Consider the following 19,088-nt stretch of genomic DNA (forward strand, 5'->3'; position numbering starts at 1 on the left):
AGAGTGTAGACAGTAATTCAACAGGCTAATAGTGAATATTATTGACGGGCTAACGTCAGAAAACTGAATTAGTTATCCAGTTCGCCCATGGATTTCACCTGGTCGCGGTTAATCTGTTCAGTTTGACCGGTTTCGGCGTTTTTGTACGACACCAGCCCGGTATCGTCATCCACCTGCGGTTTCCCGTCGGTGACAATCGTTTTGCCATCGGTGGTTTTTACGGCCTGATTGGACGAACAGCCCGCTACGGTGAACATTGCGGTGGCAGCCAGAACGGAAGCGATCAGTAGTTTATTTTGCATGGTGTTTTCCCCTGCTCTCAGTTGAATTTTCGTTATCGACCTAACTATTTTAGGCTAACTGACTGAAAGCGGATGAAAAACCAGAAGGTTCTTAAGATGGGTAAAGAAAACCGTAGGGCGGGTAAGCGAAGCGCCACCCGCCATATGCCCGGCGGCGCTACCGCTTGCCGGGCCTACGCAGATTATTTGCTAATCTGAGCGTGCATTTCCTGCACCGAAATCACCTTCTCGGTGGCGTCCGCATTCAGCGCCATGGCCGTCGCGAAACCGCCGTTCAGGGTGGTGTCGTAGTGCACTTTGTACTGGAGCGCGCTGCGGCGAATCAGCTTGGAGTCTTCAATCGCCTGGCGACCTGCGGTGGTGTTAATGATGTAGGTGTACTCGCCATTCTTGATGCGGTCCTGAATGTGCGGACGACCTTCATGCACTTTGTTCACCAGACGCGGGTTGATACCCGCTTCACCCAGCACAATCGCCGTACCGTGGGTTGCGTCCAGCTCGAAGCCCTGTTTCAGCAGCTTGGCGGCCAGGTCAACCACGCGCTCTTTATCGCCTTCGCGAACGGAGAGCAGCGCACGGCCCGATTTTCTCATGGTAGAGCTGCTGCCCAGCTGCGCCTTGGCAAACGCTTCTGCGAAGGTACGGCCCACGCCCATCACTTCCCCGGTAGAGCGCATCTCTGGCCCTAACAGCGGGTCAACGCCCGGGAATTTGTTGAACGGCAGCACCACCTCTTTCACCGAGTAATACGGCGGGATGATTTCTTTGGTGACGCCCTGCTGCGCCAGCGTCTGGCCAGCCATCACGCGCGCCGCCACTTTCGCCAGCGGAATACCGGTTGCTTTAGAGACGAACGGTACGGTACGCGCCGCACGCGGGTTGACTTCAATCAGATAAACTTCGTTGTCTTTCACCGCGAACTGAACGTTCATCAGGCCACGAACCTGCAACTCAAAGGCCAGCTTCTGCACCTGCTGGCGCATCACGTCCTGAATTTCCTGGCTCAGCGTGTAGGCCGGCAGAGAACAGGCGGAGTCACCGGAGTGCACGCCCGCCTGCTCGATATGCTCCATGATGCCGCCAATCAGCACCATTTCGCCGTCGCAGATGGCATCCACGTCCACCTCAACCGCGTCGTCGAGGAAGCGGTCAAGCAGCACTGGCGCATCGTTGGAAACGCTCACCGCCGTCTGGAAGTAGCGGCGCAGGTCGGCTTCGTCATAGACGATTTCCATCGCGCGGCCGCCCAGCACGTAGGACGGGCGCACCACCAGCGGGTAGCCAATCTCTTTCGCTTTCTCAACGGCCATTTCAATGGCGGTCACGGTGGCGTTCGCCGGCTGTTTCAGCTTCAGACGGTCAACCGCCTGCTGGAAACGCTCACGGTCTTCCGCGCGGTCAATCGCGTCCGGGCTGGTGCCGATAACCGGCACGCCTGCGGCTTCCAGCGCGCGCGCCAGCTTCAGCGGAGTCTGGCCGCCGTACTGCACGATCACGCCTTTTGGCTTCTCGATGCGCACGATTTCCAGCACGTCTTCCAGGGTTACCGGCTCGAAGTAGAGGCGGTCGGAGGTGTCGTAGTCGGTAGAAACGGTTTCCGGGTTACAGTTGACCATGATGGTCTCGTAACCGTCTTCGCGCAGCGCCAGCGAGGCGTGTACGCAGCAGTAATCGAACTCGATGCCCTGGCCGATACGGTTTGGACCGCCGCCCAGCACCATGATCTTGTCGCGGTCGACGGACGGGTTCGCCTCGCACTCGTCTTCATAAGTGGAGTACATGTACGCGGTATCGGTCGAGAACTCTGCCGCACAGGTGTCCACGCGCTTGTAAACCGGGTGCAGGTCATACTGGTCGCGCAGCTTGCGGATTTCCGCTTCACGCACGCCCGCCAGTTTAGCCAGACGCGCATCGGCGAAGCCTTTACGCTTCAGCATGCGCAGGAAGTCTGCGTCCAGGCCGTTGATGCCCAGCTCCGCCACTTTCTCTTCCAGACGCACCAGCTCTTCAATCTGCACCAGGAACCAGCGGTCGATGTTAGTCAGGTTAAATACGCCGTCAACGGACAGGCCCGCGCGGAAGGCATCGGCGATGTACCAGATACGCTCTGCACCCGCGTCTTTCAGCTCGCGGCGAATTTTGGTCAGTGCTTCAGGGTCGTCCAGGCTCACTTTCGGGTCAAAGCCGGTCGCACCCACTTCCAGGCCGCGCAGCGCTTTTTGCAGGGATTCCTGCTGCGTGCGGCCAATCGCCATCACTTCACCCACAGATTTCATCTGGGTCGTCAGACGGTCGTTAGCGCCGACGAATTTCTCGAAGTTGAAGCGTGGGATTTTGGTCACAACGTAGTCGATAGACGGCTCGAAGGAGGCTGGCGTGCGGCCACCGGTGATGTCGTTCATCAGCTCGTCGAGGGTATAACCCACCGCCAGCTTCGCCGCCACTTTCGCAATCGGGAAGCCGGTGGCTTTAGAGGCCAGCGCGGAGGAACGGGACACGCGCGGGTTCATTTCGATAACGATCAGACGACCGGTTTTCGGGTTCACCGAGAACTGCACGTTAGAGCCGCCAGTTTCCACGCCGATTTCACGCAGTACCGCCATCGAGGCGTTACGCATGATTTGATACTCTTTGTCGGTCAGCGTCTGGGCTGGCGCAACGGTGATGGAGTCGCCGGTGTGGATCCCCATCGCATCGAAGTTTTCGATGGAGCAGACGATGATGCAGTTGTCGTTTTTATCACGCACCACTTCCATCTCGTACTCTTTCCAGCCAATCAGCGATTCATCAATCAGCAGCTCTTTGGTTGGGGAGAGATCCAGGCCGCGCTCGCAAATCTCTTCGAACTCTTCGCGGTTGTAGGCGATACCGCCGCCGGTGCCGCCCATGGTGAAGGAAGGACGGATGATGCACGGATACCCCACTTCAGCCGCAACGGCCAGCGCTTCTTCCATATTGTGTGCGATACCGGAACGCGCGGTGTCGAGGCCGATTTTTTTCATCGCCACGTCGAAGCGGCGACGGTCTTCAGCTTTATCAATCGCGTCGGCGGTTGCACCGATCATGGTCACGCCGAACTCTTCCAGCACGCCCTGACGCTCCAGCTCCAGCGCGCAGTTCAGCGCCGTCTGGCCGCCCATGGTTGGCAGCACCGCGTCCGGACGCTCTTTCTCAATAATTTTGCGTACCACTTCCCAGTGAATTGGCTCAATGTAGGTCGCATCTGCCATTTCCGGGTCGGTCATGATGGTGGCCGGGTTAGAGTTCACCAGGATGACGCGGTAACCCTCTTCGCGCAGGGCTTTACACGCCTGCGCGCCGGAGTAGTCAAATTCACAGGCCTGGCCGATTACGATCGGGCCAGCGCCAAGGATCAGGATGCTTTTTATGTCTGTACGTTTTGGCATGGTCTTCTCAGCTCCTGATTATTTAGCGGTCTTACGGTATTGCTCGATAAGTTCGATGAAGTGATCGAACAGCGGCGCGGCATCGTGCGGGCCCGGGCTGGCTTCAGGGTGGCCCTGGAAGCTGAACGCAGGCTTATCGGTGCGATGGATACCCTGCAAGGTGCCATCGAACAGGGATTTGTGCGTCACGCGCAGGTTAGCGGGCATCGAGGCTTCGTCGACGGCAAAGCCGTGGTTCTGCGCGGTAATCATCACCGTGTTGTTGTCGATGTCTTTCACCGGGTGGTTCCCACCGTGGTGGCCAAACTTCATCTTCACGGTGTTGGCGCCGCTCGCCAGCGCCAGCAGCTGATGGCCGAGGCAGATGCCGAATACCGGAATATCGGTTTCGAGGAAGGACTTGATGGCGTCGATAGCGTAATCGCACGGCGCCGGGTCGCCTGGGCCGTTAGAAAGGAAGATACCGTCCGGGTTCATCTTCAGCACCTCTTCAGCGGACGTTTGCGCCGGAACCACCGTCAGGCGGCAGCCGCGGTCAACCAGCATGCGCAGGATGTTGCGCTTGGCACCAAAATCGTAGGCCACCACGTGGAACGGCAGTTCGTTCTCTTTTTTCGCTTCCGGCAGGTCGCCTTCCAGCGTCCAGCTCCCCTGCGTCCAGCTGTAGGCTTCCGCCGTGGTCACTTCTTTCGCCAGGTCCATACCGTTCAGGCCCGGGAAGGCTTTCGCTTTTTCCAGCGCCAGCGTCGCGTCGAGGTTATCCCCTGCGATGATGCAGCCGTTCTGTGCACCCTTCTCGCGCAGCAGACGCGTCAGCTTGCGGGTATCGATATCGGCAATCGCCACAATGTTATGGCGCTTCAGGTAAGAAGAGAGGTCTTCGGTGTTGCGGAAGTTGCTGGCAATCAGCGGCAGGTCACGAATGACCAGGCCTTGCGCATGTACCTGAGAGGATTCTTCGTCAGCCGCATTGGTGCCGACATTGCCGATATGAGGATAAGTAAGAGTAACGATTTGGCGAGAATAGGAAGGATCAGTGAGGATTTCTTGATAACCGGTCATTGAAGTATTGAAAACGACTTCCCCAACCGCCGAACCCGTTGCCCCTATGGCCCGACCGATAAACTGGGTTCCGTCTTCCAGAACCAATAGCGCTGACTTAATCAAAACACCCTCCAGAGAATATTCACTCACTTTATTTGCATATTAATTCATAACCACGTCATGAATCAATGCAAATGTGTTGCCAGCGGATTTTTGGCAAACGGCGGCATTCTGGGGATTTGGCATGTAAAAGTCAACTTAAAACGGGTATTTTGTTTATTCTTTTGCAGGGCTGGCGGCTTGAATGGGATTTAACGGGCAAAAAGATCAGGTAAATCATCCTGGAAAACGCTTGCGCGGTAGGTTTTATGGAATTTGAGAGGCGGGAGTGATAAAAAGTGGACCAAATGGTCAAAATTTACATTCAATTCACAGAATAATGGTATAAAACTCAGCTTTATAACCATTAGCAACCAAATTTCATCTAAAACAGATAAAATAAGAGGGCAATAAATTATTGCCCTATGCAATCAATACATTACGACTGCAATAACCACATCACGATGGGTAATAACGCTTACAAATTAGTGAGATCAAGCACATCTCGCATATCAAAAAGACCCTTTTCTTTCGATTTCAGCCACAACGCGGAACGTACTGCGCCATTGGCGAACGTCATACGGCTTGACGCTTTGTGTGTAATCTCAACACGTTCGCCAATATCGGCGAACATCGCCGTATGTTCGCCGACGATATCGCCCGCCCGGACGGTTGCGAAACCAATGGTGCCCGGCACGCGTTCTCCGGTATGCCCTTCACGGGAATAGACTGCGATGTCTTTTAAATCTTTATCCATTGCATAAGCAATCGCTTCGCCCATCGCCAGCGCCGTGCCTGATGGAGCATCAACTTTATGACGGTGGTGCGCTTCAATAATCTCAATGTCGGTGTAGTCGCCCATCACCTTCGCCGCCTTTTCCAGCAGCTTCAGCATGACGTTAACGCCTACGCTAAAGTTCGCGGCAAAGACAATCGCAATGTCGGTGGCTGCATCCTGAATGGCCTGTTTACCCGCATCATCAAAGCCGGTGGTGCCAATCACCATCCCTTTACCGTGCTGGCGGCAAAACGCCAGGTGAGTCAGGGTGCCTTCCGGACGGGTAAAGTCGATGAACACGTCAAAGTCATCTTTCACCGCATCAAGGCTGCTCTGAACGGTAACGCCTGTCTTGCCCGCGCCGGCCAGTTCACCCGCATCGGATCCCAGCAAGGATGAACCTTCACGCTCCAGCGCCGCGCCGAGTGCCACGCCTTCCATTTGTATTGCCGCCTGAATCAGCTGGCGACCCATACGTCCACCCGCGCCCGCAATGGCGACACGGATCTGTGCTTCATGCATAGTTATTCTCTTACGTTAAAATGATGTAAACCGTTTTCAGATTAACCAGCCTTCGTAAAGGCTGCCAACTGAAAACACCAATAATTAGAATTTAACGTGAAACCGACTCAGATATCAGTAAAAGACATGATTTTGTCGTCACGATAAAGTCCGAGGCAAAAAAAAGGCCAGCACAGGAGGTGCTGGCCTTTCATCAGAAAAGAAATTATTCCACTTCGCGGGCGTCGATTCGCAGCTCTTTCGGCACTTCGAAGACGATATTCTCTTCGCGGCCTTCGAGCGGAACGGCTTCACCACCGCCCAGCTCTTGCAGGCGGGCAATGACGTTTTGCACGAGGATATCCGGCGCAGAAGCCCCTGCGGTGACGCCGACGCAGGCCGCGTTTTTAACCCACGCTTCCTGTATGTCCGTTGCGTCGTCGATTAAAAACGCCGCCTTGCCCATTCGCTGTGCCAGTTCGGCCAGACGGTTAGAGTTAGAGGAGTTTTTTGAACCGACCACCAGCACCACGTCCGCCTGTTCCGCCAGCGCGCGCACCGCTTCCTGACGGTTAGTGGTGGCGTAGCAGATATCATCCTTACGCGGCCCGACGATTTTCGGAAAGCGCTGGCGCAGGGCGTCAATCACGTCTGAGGTGTCGTCTACGGAGAGCGTGGTCTGGGTCATAAACGACAGACGCGCTTCGTTTTTCACGTTCAGCGTCAGGACATCTTCCGGCGACTCAACCAGATACATCCCCCCTTCCGGGTTGCTGTACTGGCCCATGGTACCCTCGACTTCCGGGTGACCGGCATGGCCAATCAGGATCGACTCTTCACCGCGACGGCTGGCGCGCGCCACTTCCATATGCACCTTGGTGACCAGCGGACAGGTGGCGTCGAAGACGGTCAGATCGCGGCTTTTGGCTTCGTTACGCACGGCCTGCGATACGCCGTGCGCGGAGAAGATCAGGATAGCGCCGTCCGGCACTTCGCTGATTTGCTCGATGAAAATCGCCCCGCGCTCGCGCAGGCTGTCGACCACGTAGCGGTTATGTACCACTTCATGGCGCACGTAAATCGGCGCGCCGTAAATTTCCAGCGCGTTTTCAACAATGCTGATAGCGCGGTCTACACCGGCGCAAAAACCGCGCGGGTTAGCCAACAGGATCTGCATTTCAGGCCTCCAGTGCCGGATCGATCTCCAGCACTTCTACATCAAAATGAACGGTACGCCCGGCTAGCGGATGGTTGAAGTCAACGGTGATGGAGTCCCCGTTGATTTCACGGATCACGCCAGGCATTTCGCTGCCGTCCATAGCGGTAAAGAGCATAATCGCTCCGATTTCCGGCTCGCCCGCATCCATAAACTCACGGCGCGAGAAGTACTGGATCAGATCCGGGCTTGGCACGCCAAATGCCGCGTCCGGCTCCAGCGAAAACGCCTTTGTCTCGCCCTCTTTCAGACCCAGAAGCTGCTGCTCAAGGCCTTCAGACAGGGAGGTATCGCCCAGACGAAACAGCGCCGGTTTGCCGTTATTGCGGGTGGATTCAGCCGTGGAGCCGTCATCCAGCTTCAGCGTGAAGTGAACGAGTACCGCGCTGTTGCTCTGTACGGATTTAGACATGCAAATTGCTCGCTTGTTTTGCCCGGTGGCGCTGCGCTTACCGGGCCTACATTAACCGTAGACCGGGATCGCTACGCGTCACCCGGCTGGTTTGGTTACGCCTGCTCTTTCGCCGCCGGTTTAGGCAAGAAGCCTTCCAGCACGATTAACGCCGCACCGATGCAAATTGCACTATCGGCGAGGTTAAAGGTCGCGAAGTGCCAGTTGCCGACGTAGAAGTCGATCATATCGACCACAAAGCCGTGCCACAGGCGGTCAAACAGGTTGCCCAGCGCGCCGCCAATGATCAGCGCGTAGGCGATGTTATTCAGCTTTTGCGTTGCTTTCGAGCGGTACATCAGCACTGCCAGCACAACGCAGATACCCATTGCGATACCTGCGAAGAACCAGCGCTGCCAGCCACCGCTGTCGGCCAGGAAACTAAACGCCGCGCCGTAGTTGCGGGCGTAGTGCAGGTTAAGCGACGGGAACAGCGGGACCGTATCCCCCAGAGCAAAGTTCTGGAGGATCAGGAACTTGCTGCCCAGATCGATAATCAGCACCACCACCACCAGCCACAGCCAGCACAGTCCTGTTGAACAGAGAGTTTTACTCATCAGGCAAACTTACGTTTTTCGCCGTCACCGGCGACGTTGCTTACACAGCGTCCGCAGATGTCTGCGTGTTCCGCCACCTGACCGACATCGGTAGTATAATGCCAGCAACGCGGGCATTTCTCACCGTCGGCTTTGCTCAGTGCGACCTTCAGTCCTTTGAGCAGTTCGCTCTGCTGAGCATCAGCAGACGCGTCAGCATAATCCGCAACTTTCGCACCGGAGGTCAACAGGACAAATCGCAATTCATCGCCCAGCGCCGTCAGCTTCGCCGCCAGCTCCGGTTCGGCGTACAGGGTTACTGCCGCTTCCAGAGAGCCGCCGACTTTCTTGTCAGCACGCGCCTGCTCGATAACCTTGTTCACTTCGCCACGCACTTTCAGCAGCTCGTCCCAGAAGGCATCGTTCATCGCTTCGGTGCTGGAGAGATCGAACAGACCTTCGTACCACTCGCCGGTGAAGACATACTTCTCACGCTCGCCCGGCAGGTAACCCCAGATTTCATCCGCGGTGAAGGACATGATCGGCGCCATCCAGCGCACCAGCGCTTCTGCGATATGGTACAGCGCAGACTGACAGCTGCGGCGCGCCACGCTGTCCGCTTTCGCGGTGTACTGACGGTCTTTGATGATGTCGAGGTAGAACGAGCCCATCTCAATGGAGCAGAAGCGCATCAGGCGCTGCACCACTTCGTGGAAATCGTAAGACTCGTACGCTTTCAGGATATCTTCCTGCGCCGCTTTCGCGCAGCCTACCGCCCAGCGATCGAGCACGACCATCTCTTCCGGCTTCACCATGTCTTTTACCGGATCGAACCCGTTGAGGTTCGCCAGCAGGAAACGCGCGGTGTTACGGATACGACGATAGCTGTCGGCAGCACGTTTCAGGATCTCGTCAGACACCGCCATTTCGCCGGTGTAGTCGGTAGAGGCTACCCACAGACGCAGGATGTCCGCGCCCAGCTTGTTCATTACGTCCTGCGGCGAAACGGTGTTACCGATGGACTTGGACATCTTACGGCCCTGGCCATCCACGGTGAAGCCGTGGGTCAGTACCTGACGGTAAGGCGCTTTGCCCTTCATGGCGGTGGAGATCATCAGCGATGACATGAACCAGCCGCGGTGTTGGTCGGAGCCTTCGAGATACATGTCGGCAGCGTGACCGGCGAACTCAGGGCGCACGTCAACCACGGAGGCGTGGGTTGAACCGGAGTCGAACCACACGTCCAGGGTATCCGGCACTTTCTCGTAGTTATCCGCGTCCGCGCCCAGAATGTCGCGGGCGTCGAGATCCCACCACGCCTGAATGCCGTCAACTTCAACGCGCTTCGCCACTTCTTCCATCAGTTCCAGGGTGTTCGGATGCAGTTCCTGCGTCTCTTTGTGCACGAACAGCGACATCGGCACGCCCCAGGTACGCTGACGGGAGATACACCAGTCAGGACGGTTAGCCACCATGGATTCGATACGCGCCTGGCCCCAGTCCGGGATCCACTGCACGCCCTTGATCTCTTTCAGGGACTGCTCGCGCAGGCCTTTCTGATCCATGCTGACGAACCACTGCGGGGTCGCACGGAAGATGATCGGCGTCTTGTGACGCCAGCAGCACGGATAGCTGTGCTGCATTTTTTCAACGTGCAGCAGCGCACCGCGTTCACGCAGCATCTCAACGATGATGTCGTTGGCTTTAAAGACGTTGATACCGTCCAGCGCCGGATAGGTGCCAGGCAGGTAAGACCCGTCCGGGCCAACCGGGTTGGCGATTTCCAGACCGTATTTCAGGCTGATGTTGTAATCGTCAGGACCGTGACCGCCAGCGGTATGCACCGCACCGGTACCCGCGTCCAGCGTAACGTGGTCGCCCAGGATCGCCGGAACGTCGAAGTCCAGGAACGGGTGTTTGAAGCGCATCAGCTCCAGCGCGTCGCCTTTCACGGTGCCCAGCACGGTGTAGTTGGTGATGTTCGCGCGCTTCAGCACGCTTTCAACCAGATCTTTCGCCAGGATAACCGCGCGGCCGTCAACCTGCACCAGCGCGTATTCGAACTCGCCGGAGAGAGAGATTGCGCGGTTCGCCGGCAGGGTCCACGGGGTGGTGGTCCAGATCACCAGCGAGATCGGGCCGCTTACGCCAGGCAGACCGAATTTAGCTTTGATCGCGTCCTGATCGACCGCTTCGAAAGCCACGTCGATAGAAGGAGACGTTTTGTCGTAATACTCCACTTCGGCTTCTGCCAGCGCAGAGCGGCAGTCCACGCACCAGTGCACCGGCTTAGCGCCTTTGTGCAGGTGACCGTTACCGATGATTTTGCCCAGCGCCCGGATGATGTTGGCTTCGGTTTTGAAGTCCATGGTCAGGTACGGGTGCGACCAGTCGCCCAGCACGCCCAGACGGATAAAGTCTGCGCGCTGGCCGTCAACCTGGGTGGCAGCATATTCGCGGCATTTCGCGCGGAACTCAGCGGCGGTGAACTTCTCGCCTGGCTTGCCGTACTCTTGCTCAACTTTCAGCTCGATTGGCAGGCCGTGGCAGTCCCAGCCCGGAACGTAAGGCGAGTCATATCCCGCGAGTCCTTTGGACTTCACGATTATGTCTTTCAGAATCTTGTTTACAGAGTGACCAATATGAATGCTGCCATTCGCATATGGAGGGCCATCGTGCAGAATGAAGGTTTTTTTGCCTTTTTTGGCTGCACGAATGATGCCGTACAGGTCATCATCGGTCCAACGCGCCAGCATTCCCGGTTCGCGCTTGGCGAGATCGCCGCGCATCGGGAACCCTGTTTCCGGCAAATTCAGGGTTGATTTATAGTCACTCATCAGATTCTCGGTTCCGTATTTATCACGTAGGCAGTTAAGCCGGTTCTAAAGCCCAAAAAACTCGCGGGCCGTCAATTCATCTCGCGCGATTTGCGCCTTAAGCTCGTCCAGCGAAGCGAATCGCTGTTCATTGCGTATTTTTTTACGCAGTATCACATCTATATGGCGACCGTAGAGGTCCATTACAACGTCCAGCAGGTGTACTTCTAACTGTTGACGCACACCGGCAACCGTTGGACGCGTGCCAATGTTGGCGACGCCGTAGAAAGGCTTCTCGCCCAGTCCTGCCACTTCCACCGCATATACCCCTTTAACCGGGGAGACCTGACGACGCAGCGGTATGTTCGCCGTCGGGAAACCTATCGTGCGGCCCAGCGCATCGCCATGGACCACGCGACCTGAAATCGTGAACGGGTGGCCCAGCAGCGTTTCTGCCGTGTCCAGATCATCGTTCGCCAGCGCTTGGCGTACCGCCGTGCTGCTGACGCGTACGCCGCCCTCGCAGAAGGTCATCGTACTGGTGACGTCAAACCCGTACTCCAGACCAGCCTTCTGTAATAACAAGAAATCGCCCTGACGACCAGCGCCAAAGCGGAAATCATCCCCTACCGCGAGGAACTGCACGCCAAGCTGCCTGACCAGCAGATCGCTGACAAAGTTTTGTGCGGTCAGCGCGGCAAATCGACGGTCGAAACGTACGCACAGGACGTAGTCCACGCCGGACTCCGCCAGATAGCGTAACTTCTCGCGCAGGCGGGTCAGCCGTGCGGGGGATTTCTCGCCCGCAAACAGCTCCAGCGGCTGAGGCTCGAAAATCATCACCACGACGGGCAGGCCTCGCGCCTCGCCTTCTTTACGCAATCCCTGCAACAGCGCCTGATGCCCACGATGCACGCCGTCGAAATTACCAATGGTCAGCACGCACCCGCGCGGGGCTTGACTGAGATTATGTATGCCGCGTATCAGCTTCATGACTGGCTCAAAACAGTGAAAATCGCCAAAGTATACCTTGTACAGCGGTTAAGGTTAACCGGCGATTGTTCACGCGAAACAGAAAGCCGTATGATTTCATCACGCTGACCTTTCACAGCAAAAAAATCTGCCCGCGAACAGCGTTTTTTACGCCGAAAAGCTGTATTCACGGACGACAAGCTGGTAGAATCCTGCGCCATCACTACGTAACGTAGCGTCGCCACATTAACGGCGCTTATTTGCACAAATCCATTGACAAAAGAAGGTATAGAGGGCATATTCCTCGGCCTTTGAATTGTCCACATAGATCATATTTGGGAGTTGGACCTTGGCTAATATCAAATCAGCTAAGAAACGTGCCGTTCAGTCTGAAAAGGCTCGTAAGCACAATGCAAGCCGTCGCTCTATGATGCGTACTTTCATCAAGAAAGTATACGCAGCAATCGAAGCTGGCGACAAAGCTGCAGCGCAGAACGCATTTAACGAAATGCAACCAATCGTGGATCGTCAGGCTGCTAAAGGTCTGATCCACAAAAACAAAGCAGCGCGTCATAAAGCAAACCTGACCGCGCAGATCAACAAACTGGCTTAATCGCCACTTGTTGTTGCTTGTTTGAAAGAACCCGCTTAACGCGGGTTTTTTTATGTCTTCAGATTGCCGGTGGCGTAAACAGCGCCGAGTAGTCCCGGTTGCAGATACGCTGCACCGCGGGGTGCTGAATCATCCTTTCGGCGAATATGGCGTGATACTCTTCCATCACGTTTTCCACCCTGCCAATCTCCGTAATCTTGTCGTCTGAATAGAGATCGTGCGCGTACAGCGTCGGGGCAACGAAGATCGCGTTGTGCGCCTCGCCAAAGGCTTTCATCAGCGCGGCATCGTCAAACTCACCGAGGATTTCCACGTTCAGCCCCTGGGAGTTAAACCAGTTCAGCAGCTTACGTCCGAGCATTGACCGTCTTCCCGGCACCAGCAAACGGCGCTCTTCCAGGCAGGCCGGAAACGGTTTTTCCGGTGGCGGATTGATGCACCAGAAGCTGACGCCGCATTCGCCAATTTTCACCGAGAACAAGCCTTCCTGCTGGGTGGAGTCGATGGGGCAATCCGAGATAATCATATCCAGCTTATGCTGGCTCAGCTGTTCCAGCAGCATCTCGTGGGTGGACTCAAAGCAGCGTAAATGAATCTGTTCATCTTCCACCACCGCCGCATCCAGCACGCCGCTTACCAGCCGTTTGGATAGCGCATCCGCCACGCCCACGTCAAAGAGCAGGTTGGACTCTTTGCGATAGTTAACGATATCCAGCATCTCCTGGCTCAGGGTGAACATCTTGTCCGCGTAACGGAACACCAGCTCACCCAGCTCGCTCGGCTCAATGCCACGCCCTTTCCGCTTAAAAAGTTTGCCCTGCAAGCGCTCTTCCAGGGCTTTGATTTGCCCGGTAATGGTCTGTGGCGTCAGGTAGAGCGCCTCTGCGGCTCCCACGACCGAGCCCTGCTTGTAGACATGCCAGAAGTAATAGAGATGGTTGTAGTTCAAATGAGACATCACGTTTTCACTCCCTGATAGTTTATCGGGGGAAGGCTTCCCTCCTCCCGGTTTCCCGTTATGCCTGGACAGCCTGTCCGGACAACTTCACCTTCAACAAGGTATAGCCGATAACCGCGGCCAGCAGCGACCCGATAAGAATGCCGAGTTTCGCCCAGACGATAAGCTCAGGCGCGCTTGCGCCAAACGCCAGCGTCGAGATAAAGATCGACATGGTGAATCCAATACCGCACAGCACCCCGACGGCCATAATCTGACTAAAGGTGGTCCCGTTTGGCAATGACGCCAGCTTAAGCTTCAGCGCCAGCCAGCAGAACAGGCTGATGCCCAGCGGCTTACCGATAAACAGACCGGCGATAATACCCAGCGGCAGCACGGAGGTGAGGCCGTCCAAAGTCACCCCTGCCAGGGAAACGCCCGCGTTGGCAAACGCAAACAGCGGCAGGATCATAAAGCCTACCCACGGGTGAAGCACGTGCTCTAACTGTCTGGCAGGCGATTTGCCGTCCTGCTCCTTCAGTGGGATGAAGAAACCAACGATGACGCCCGCCAGCGTAGCGTGCACGCCGGATTTCAGCACCGCCGTCCACAGCACCATTCCCACCAGGATATAAATGCCCGTGCGTCGGACGTTGAAGACGTTCAGCAACGCCAGCACCGCGATAGCCACGGCCGCCACGCTCAGCGACAGAACGGACAGATCGCTGGTGTAGAACAGCGCGATAATCACGATAGCACCCAGGTCATCGATAATCGCCAGCGCCATCAGGAAAATTTTCAGTGCTACCGGGACGCGGCTACCGAGCAAGGCTAATACCCCGAGCGCAAACGCAATATCCGTTGCGGCCGGGATCGCCCAGCCGTCGCGCGCAACCGGATCCTGCCACGTGAACGCGAGGAAGAGCAGCGCCGGTACGATCATCCCGCCAATCGCCGCGATCGCAGGGAACGCCGCGCGCTGACGGCTGGCAAGCGAGCCGCTCACCAGCTCACGTTTGACCTCCAGGCCCACCAGCAGGAAAAATACCGCCATCAGCGCATCGTTGATCCACAGCAGCATGTTTTTGTTGATTTCCAGCGCCCCGACCTTCAGCTCGACGGGCGTTTCCAGAAATGCGTGATAGAGATCGCGCGTCATACCCATATTGGCGAGCAGCATGGCAGCCGCAGCAGCAATAATCAGGATGACGCCGCCGGATGCCTCACTGCTAAAGAAGCGGTGTAGTAATTTCACGTTAATTCTCTCTTTTACAACAATACCTCGGTAAAACCATAATATCAGCGCAAACAGATCGGTAAAAACAGATTAATATTGGGTATGGATTCAGTTTAACCGAGCAATAACGCTGTAAAGAAAAAGCCCGGAATCGCTTCCGGGCTTTAAAGGATAGTAACCAGCTGACGGGTTAGCGGGTTAAATCGTCGAAGAATTTTTTGACGCCATCGAAGAAGCTTTTGGAGCGCGGGCTGTTTTTCTCACCCGTCGGGCCGCCAAAACTTTCCTGAAGCTCTTTCAGCAGCTGTTTCTGCTTGTCGTTCAGGCCAACTGGCGTTTCGACTACCACGCGGCATAGCAGGTCGCCCTGCGCGCCACCGCGAACGGATTTAACGCCTTTGCCACGCATGCGGAACAGCTTGCCGGTCTGTGTTTCGCCCGGCACCTTCAGGTTCACACGACCGTCCAGCGTCGGCACTTCGATTTCGCCGCCCAGCGCCGCCATCGCGAAGTTGATCGGCACTTCGCAGTACAGGTTGTTGCCTTCACGCTCGAAAATGGCGTGCTGCTTCACCTGAACCTGAACGTACAGATCGCCTGCCGGTGCGCCGTGCTCGCCCGCTTCGCCTTCGCCTGCCAGACGGATGCGGTCGCCCGTATCAACGCCTGCCGGGATCTTAACGGACAGGGTTTTGGTTTTCTCAACGCGACCGTGGCCGTGACACTTGTTGCACGGATCTTTGATCAGCGTACCGCGACCGTGACAGTGCGGACACGCCTGCTGCACCGCGAAGAAGCCCTGGCGCATCTGCACCTGACCGGAACCGTGACAGGTTGGACAGGTTTGTGGCTGAGTCCCCGCTTTCGCGCCGCTGCCGTGGCAAACGTCACACTCTTCCAGCGTCGGAATACGGATCTCTTTGGTGACGCCGCGAACCGCTTCCTCCAGCGTCAGCTCCATGTTGTAGCGCAGGTCTGCGCCGCGCGCCGCGCGCTGGCGACCACGACCGCCGCCGAAGATATCGCCGAATACATCACCAAAGATATCGCTGAAATCAGCGCCGCCGCCGAAGCCGCCGCCACCAAATCCACCGCCGCCCATGCCGCCCTGTTCAAAGGCCGCGTGACCATACTGGTCATAAGCCGCGCGTTTTTGCGCGTCGGTCAGGACTTCGTAGGCTTCTTTAATCTCTTTAAATTTGGCTTCAGCCTCTTTATCACCCTGATTGCGGTCTGGATGATATTTCATGGCCAGGCGCTTATACGCCTTTTTGATTTCACGCTCTTCCGCAGTTTTCGGAACGCCTAAAATCTCGTAATAGTCTTGCTTTGCCATTGGTTTTTTTAAGCCCCTTAACATGCGAGCACGGGCGTGGAGAATTCTCCTACGCCCGTGCCGATTAATTACCCTGCATCAGGGCGATTATTTTTTATCTTTCACTTCTTCGAACTCAGCGTCGACAACGTCGTCGTCTTTCGCGTTGTTCGCCGAAGCATCAGCGCCCGCCTGCTGCTGTGCGTGCTGCTGCTGAGCGATTTCCATCAGTTTCTGAGAAACCTGTGCCAGCTCCTGCATCTTCGCTTCGATGTCCGCTTTGTCTTCGCCTTTCAGAGACGTTTCCAGCGCGCTCAGTGCAGTTTCGATCGCAGTTTTGTCTTCCGCTGGCAGTTTATCGCCCGCTTCTTCAACCTGCTTACGGGTGCTGTGCAGCAGATGGTCACCCTGGTTACGGGTCTGAACCAGCTCTTCGAACTTACGGTCGGATTCCGCGTTAGCTTCGGCATCACGAACCATTTTTTCGATTTCCGCTTCGTTCAGGCCAGAAGATGCTTTGATGGTGATCTTCTGCTCTTTACCGCTGTTTTTGTCTTTCGCAGACACGTGCAGGATACCGTCAGCATCGATGTCGAAGGTGACTTCGATCTGTGGCATACCGCGTGGTGCCGGGCTGATACCGTCCAGGTTGAACTGACCCAGAGATTTGTTATCTGCCGCACGCTTACGCTCACCCTGAATCACATGGATGGTTACCGCAGACTGGTTGTCTTCAGCGGTAGAGAACACCTGGCTGTGTTTCGTCGGGATAGTGGTGTTTTTGTTGATGAGCGGAGTCATCACGCCACCCATGGTTTCGATACCCAGAGACAGCGGGGTAACGTCCAGCAGCAGTACGTCTTTCACTTCACCGGTCAATACACCACCCTGAACCGCAGCACCGATAGCTACCGCTTCGTCCGGGTTCACGTCTTTACGTGGCTCTTTACCAAAGAATTCAGCCACTTTCTTCTGAACCATTGGCATACGGGTCTGACCACCTACCAGGATAACGTCCTGAATGTCAGACACGGACAGGCCAGCGTCCTGCAATGCAACTTTCAGTGGCTCGATAGAACGGTTCACCAGGTCTTCTACCAGGCTTTCCAGTTTCGCACGGGTCACTTTGATGTTCATGTGTTTAGGACCGGTCGCGTCTGCGGTGATGTACGGCAGGTTCACGTCGGTCTGCTGAGCGGAAGACAGTTCGATCTTCGCTTTCTCAGCGGCTTCTTTCAGGCGCTGCATCGCCAGCGGGTCGTTACGCAGGTCAATGCCCTGATCTTTCTTGAACTCGTCAACGAGGTAGTTGATCAAACGGGTATCGAAGTCTTCACCACCCAGGTGGGTATCACCGTTGGTTGCCAGAACTTCGAAGGTTTTTTCGCCGTCAACGTCGTCGATTTCGATAATAGAGATATCGAAAGTACCACCACCCAGGTCGTACACCGCGATAGTACGGTTGCCGACTTCTTTATCCAGACCGTAAGCCAGCGCCGCTGCGGTTGGTTCGTTGATGATACGTTTTACTTCCAGACCTGCGATACGGCCAGCATCTTTGGTTGCCTGACGCTGAGCATCGTTGAAGTAAGCAGGTACGGTGATAACAGCTTCAGTTACCGGTTCGCCCAGGTAATCTTCTGCGGTTTTCTTCATTTTCTTCAGCACTTCAGCAGAGATCTGCGGAGGTGCAGTTTTGGTGCCTTTCACATCAAGCCATGCATCGCCGTTATCGGCTGCGATGATTTTGTAAGGCATGATGGAAACGTCACGCTGAACTTCTTCGTCCTGGAAGCGGCGGCCAATCAGGCGTTTGATCGCAAACAGGGTGTTTTGCGGGTTTGTCACTGCCTGACGTTTAGCCGGCTGACCAACCAGAGTTTCACCATCCTGGGTATAAGCAATGATAGAAGGCGTGGTGCGATCGCCCTCGGCGTTCTCCAGCACACGTGCAGTAGTGCCATCCATAATCGCTACACAAGAGTTGGTAGTACCCAGGTCGATACCAATAATTTTACCCATCTAAACGTCTCCACTAAAAATTCAGTCAACATGTGGTTGTGTACCTGTAATAAGGGCAGAACGTGCTTTTTCAACTGCCCAGATTTGATTTTTTTCAGGTCCACACACTGCGGTTGCTTACAAGATGGGGTCGCAACGTCATCCATCAAGGGGGAGACATAAAAAAATTTTTAATTTCACCCTGATGAGATCATAGACGGCACCGATGCCGCCCATTATGATGCCGCGCCCTGTCAGGTAGAACTGACGCGGGTTTAACCATTTCACCATTTTAATGATGATTTTTTTGAGGACTTATGGGCAACACTAAGTTGGCTAATCCGGCTCCGCTGGGCCTGATGGGTTTTGGCATGACCACCATTCTGCTGAACCTGCACAACATCGGGATGTTCCCGATGGACGGCGTAATCCTGGCGATGGGCATTTTTTACGGCGGTATCGCACAAATCTTCGCGGGCCTGCTGGAATATAAGAAAGGCAATACCTTCGGCTTAACCGCCTTTACCTCTTACGGTTCGTTCTGGCTGACGCTGGTCGCGATTCTGCTGATGCCTAAAATGGGCCTGGCGGATGCGGCAAACGCCCACTTCCTGGGTGTGTACCTGGGACTGTGGGGCGTCTTCACTCTGTTCATGTTCTTCGGCACCCTGAAGGCGAACCGCGCACTGCAATTCGTCTTCCTGAGCCTGACCGTGCTGTTCGCCCTGCTGGCAATGGGTCACCTGGCGGATAACGAAGGCATCGTTCACGTTGCCGGCTGGGTCGGTCTGGTGTGCGGCGCAAGCGCTATCTACCTGGCAATGGGTGAAGTGCTGAACGAGCAGTTCGGCCGCACCGTATTA

Annotated in this window: 15 protein-coding genes and 1 pseudogene; 2 read left to right on the forward strand and 14 right to left on the reverse strand. The window is 55.9% G+C overall.

Translation table 11 applies throughout. From position 1 onward, the window contains the following. Positions 1 to 68: 68 nt before the first annotated feature. The 10 genes and pseudogenes from N5C09_RS14715 to N5C09_RS21350 all read right to left on the reverse strand — a co-directional run. A complete protein-coding gene (locus tag N5C09_RS14715) occupies positions 69 to 302 on the reverse strand; it encodes a YgdI/YgdR family lipoprotein (RefSeq protein WP_003856439.1) in 234 nt (77 codons plus the stop codon). 182 nt (positions 303 to 484) lie between these two features. Further along, positions 485 to 3,709: a carbamoyl-phosphate synthase large subunit gene (gene carB / locus N5C09_RS14720; RefSeq protein ID WP_279749304.1), complete on the reverse strand. Its 3,225-nt coding sequence runs from the start codon at positions 3,707 to 3,709 to the stop codon at positions 485 to 487. An 18-nt stretch (positions 3,710 to 3,727) separates the two neighbouring features. After that, positions 3,728 to 4,876 (reverse strand): glutamine-hydrolyzing carbamoyl-phosphate synthase small subunit, encoded by a 1,149-nt coding sequence (gene carA, locus N5C09_RS14725; RefSeq protein WP_193033812.1) that lies wholly within the window; start codon positions 4,874 to 4,876, stop codon positions 3,728 to 3,730. A gap of 454 nt (positions 4,877 to 5,330) precedes the next feature. Then, complete coding sequence (gene dapB, locus N5C09_RS14730) at positions 5,331 to 6,152, reverse strand: 4-hydroxy-tetrahydrodipicolinate reductase (RefSeq protein ID WP_193036277.1); 822 nt, start codon at positions 6,150 to 6,152, stop codon at positions 5,331 to 5,333. A 205-nt stretch (positions 6,153 to 6,357) separates the two neighbouring features. Continuing rightward, positions 6,358 to 7,308, reverse strand: a complete 951-nt coding sequence (gene ispH / locus N5C09_RS14735; RefSeq protein ID WP_028015471.1) for a 4-hydroxy-3-methylbut-2-enyl diphosphate reductase — start codon at positions 7,306 to 7,308, stop codon at positions 6,358 to 6,360. Between the two features lies 1 nt (position 7,309). Continuing rightward, positions 7,310 to 7,759, reverse strand: a complete 450-nt coding sequence (gene fkpB, locus N5C09_RS14740; protein WP_063867427.1) for an FKBP-type peptidyl-prolyl cis-trans isomerase — start codon at positions 7,757 to 7,759, stop codon at positions 7,310 to 7,312. A 95-nt stretch (positions 7,760 to 7,854) separates the two neighbouring features. Next, complete coding sequence (gene lspA, locus N5C09_RS14745; protein WP_279749305.1) at positions 7,855 to 8,355, reverse strand: signal peptidase II; 501 nt, start codon at positions 8,353 to 8,355, stop codon at positions 7,855 to 7,857. Continuing rightward, positions 8,355 to 11,171, reverse strand: a complete 2,817-nt coding sequence (gene ileS, locus N5C09_RS14750; protein ID WP_131636661.1) for an isoleucine--tRNA ligase — start codon at positions 11,169 to 11,171, stop codon at positions 8,355 to 8,357. Before ileS ends, lspA begins: the two co-directional genes overlap by 1 nt. 45 nt (positions 11,172 to 11,216) lie before the next feature. Further along, on the reverse strand, positions 11,217 to 12,143 hold the full coding sequence (gene ribF / locus N5C09_RS14755; RefSeq protein ID WP_063450695.1) for a bifunctional riboflavin kinase/FAD synthetase: 927 nt from the start codon (positions 12,141 to 12,143) through the stop codon (positions 11,217 to 11,219). 7 nt (positions 12,144 to 12,150) lie between these two features. Then, a pseudogene (locus N5C09_RS21350) lies at positions 12,151 to 12,356 on the reverse strand (DUF2575 domain-containing protein); the annotation flags it as partial. 115 nt (positions 12,357 to 12,471) lie between these two features. On the opposite strand from N5C09_RS21350, the gene rpsT reads away from it, so the two are divergent. Beyond that, entirely contained in the window at positions 12,472 to 12,735 is a 264-nt protein-coding gene (rpsT, locus tag N5C09_RS14760; RefSeq protein WP_003856458.1) for a 30S ribosomal protein S20, read from the forward strand. Positions 12,736 to 12,793: 58 nt separating this feature from the next. Here rpsT and nhaR read toward each other — a convergent pair whose 3' ends face one another. The 4 genes from nhaR to dnaK form a co-directional block, all read right to left on the reverse strand. Beyond that, positions 12,794 to 13,693 carry a transcriptional activator NhaR gene (gene nhaR, locus N5C09_RS14765; RefSeq protein ID WP_063450696.1) on the reverse strand — a complete coding sequence of 300 codons (900 nt, stop codon included), beginning with the start codon at positions 13,691 to 13,693 and terminating at the stop codon, positions 12,794 to 12,796. Positions 13,694 to 13,751: 58 nt separating this feature from the next. Then, positions 13,752 to 14,927, reverse strand: a complete 1,176-nt coding sequence (nhaA, locus tag N5C09_RS14770; protein ID WP_102750045.1) for a Na+/H+ antiporter NhaA — start codon at positions 14,925 to 14,927, stop codon at positions 13,752 to 13,754. Between the two features lie 172 nt (positions 14,928 to 15,099). Continuing rightward, positions 15,100 to 16,245: a molecular chaperone DnaJ gene (gene dnaJ / locus N5C09_RS14775; protein ID WP_063450698.1), complete on the reverse strand. Its 1,146-nt coding sequence runs from the start codon at positions 16,243 to 16,245 to the stop codon at positions 15,100 to 15,102. An 87-nt stretch (positions 16,246 to 16,332) separates the two neighbouring features. Continuing rightward, positions 16,333 to 18,246 (reverse strand): molecular chaperone DnaK, encoded by a 1,914-nt coding sequence (gene dnaK / locus N5C09_RS14780; protein WP_063450699.1) that lies wholly within the window; start codon positions 18,244 to 18,246, stop codon positions 16,333 to 16,335. Between the two features lie 296 nt (positions 18,247 to 18,542). Between dnaK and satP the strand changes: the two genes are divergently transcribed. Next, positions 18,543 to 19,088, forward strand: a 546-nt coding sequence (gene satP, locus N5C09_RS14785) for an acetate uptake transporter (RefSeq protein ID WP_279749306.1), incomplete at its 3' end; no start/stop codon positions are given.

It is taken from the genome of Enterobacter sp. GD03975 (assembly GCF_029838645.1).
In the GTDB taxonomy this organism is placed as follows: domain Bacteria; phylum Pseudomonadota; class Gammaproteobacteria; order Enterobacterales; family Enterobacteriaceae; genus Enterobacter; species Enterobacter quasihormaechei.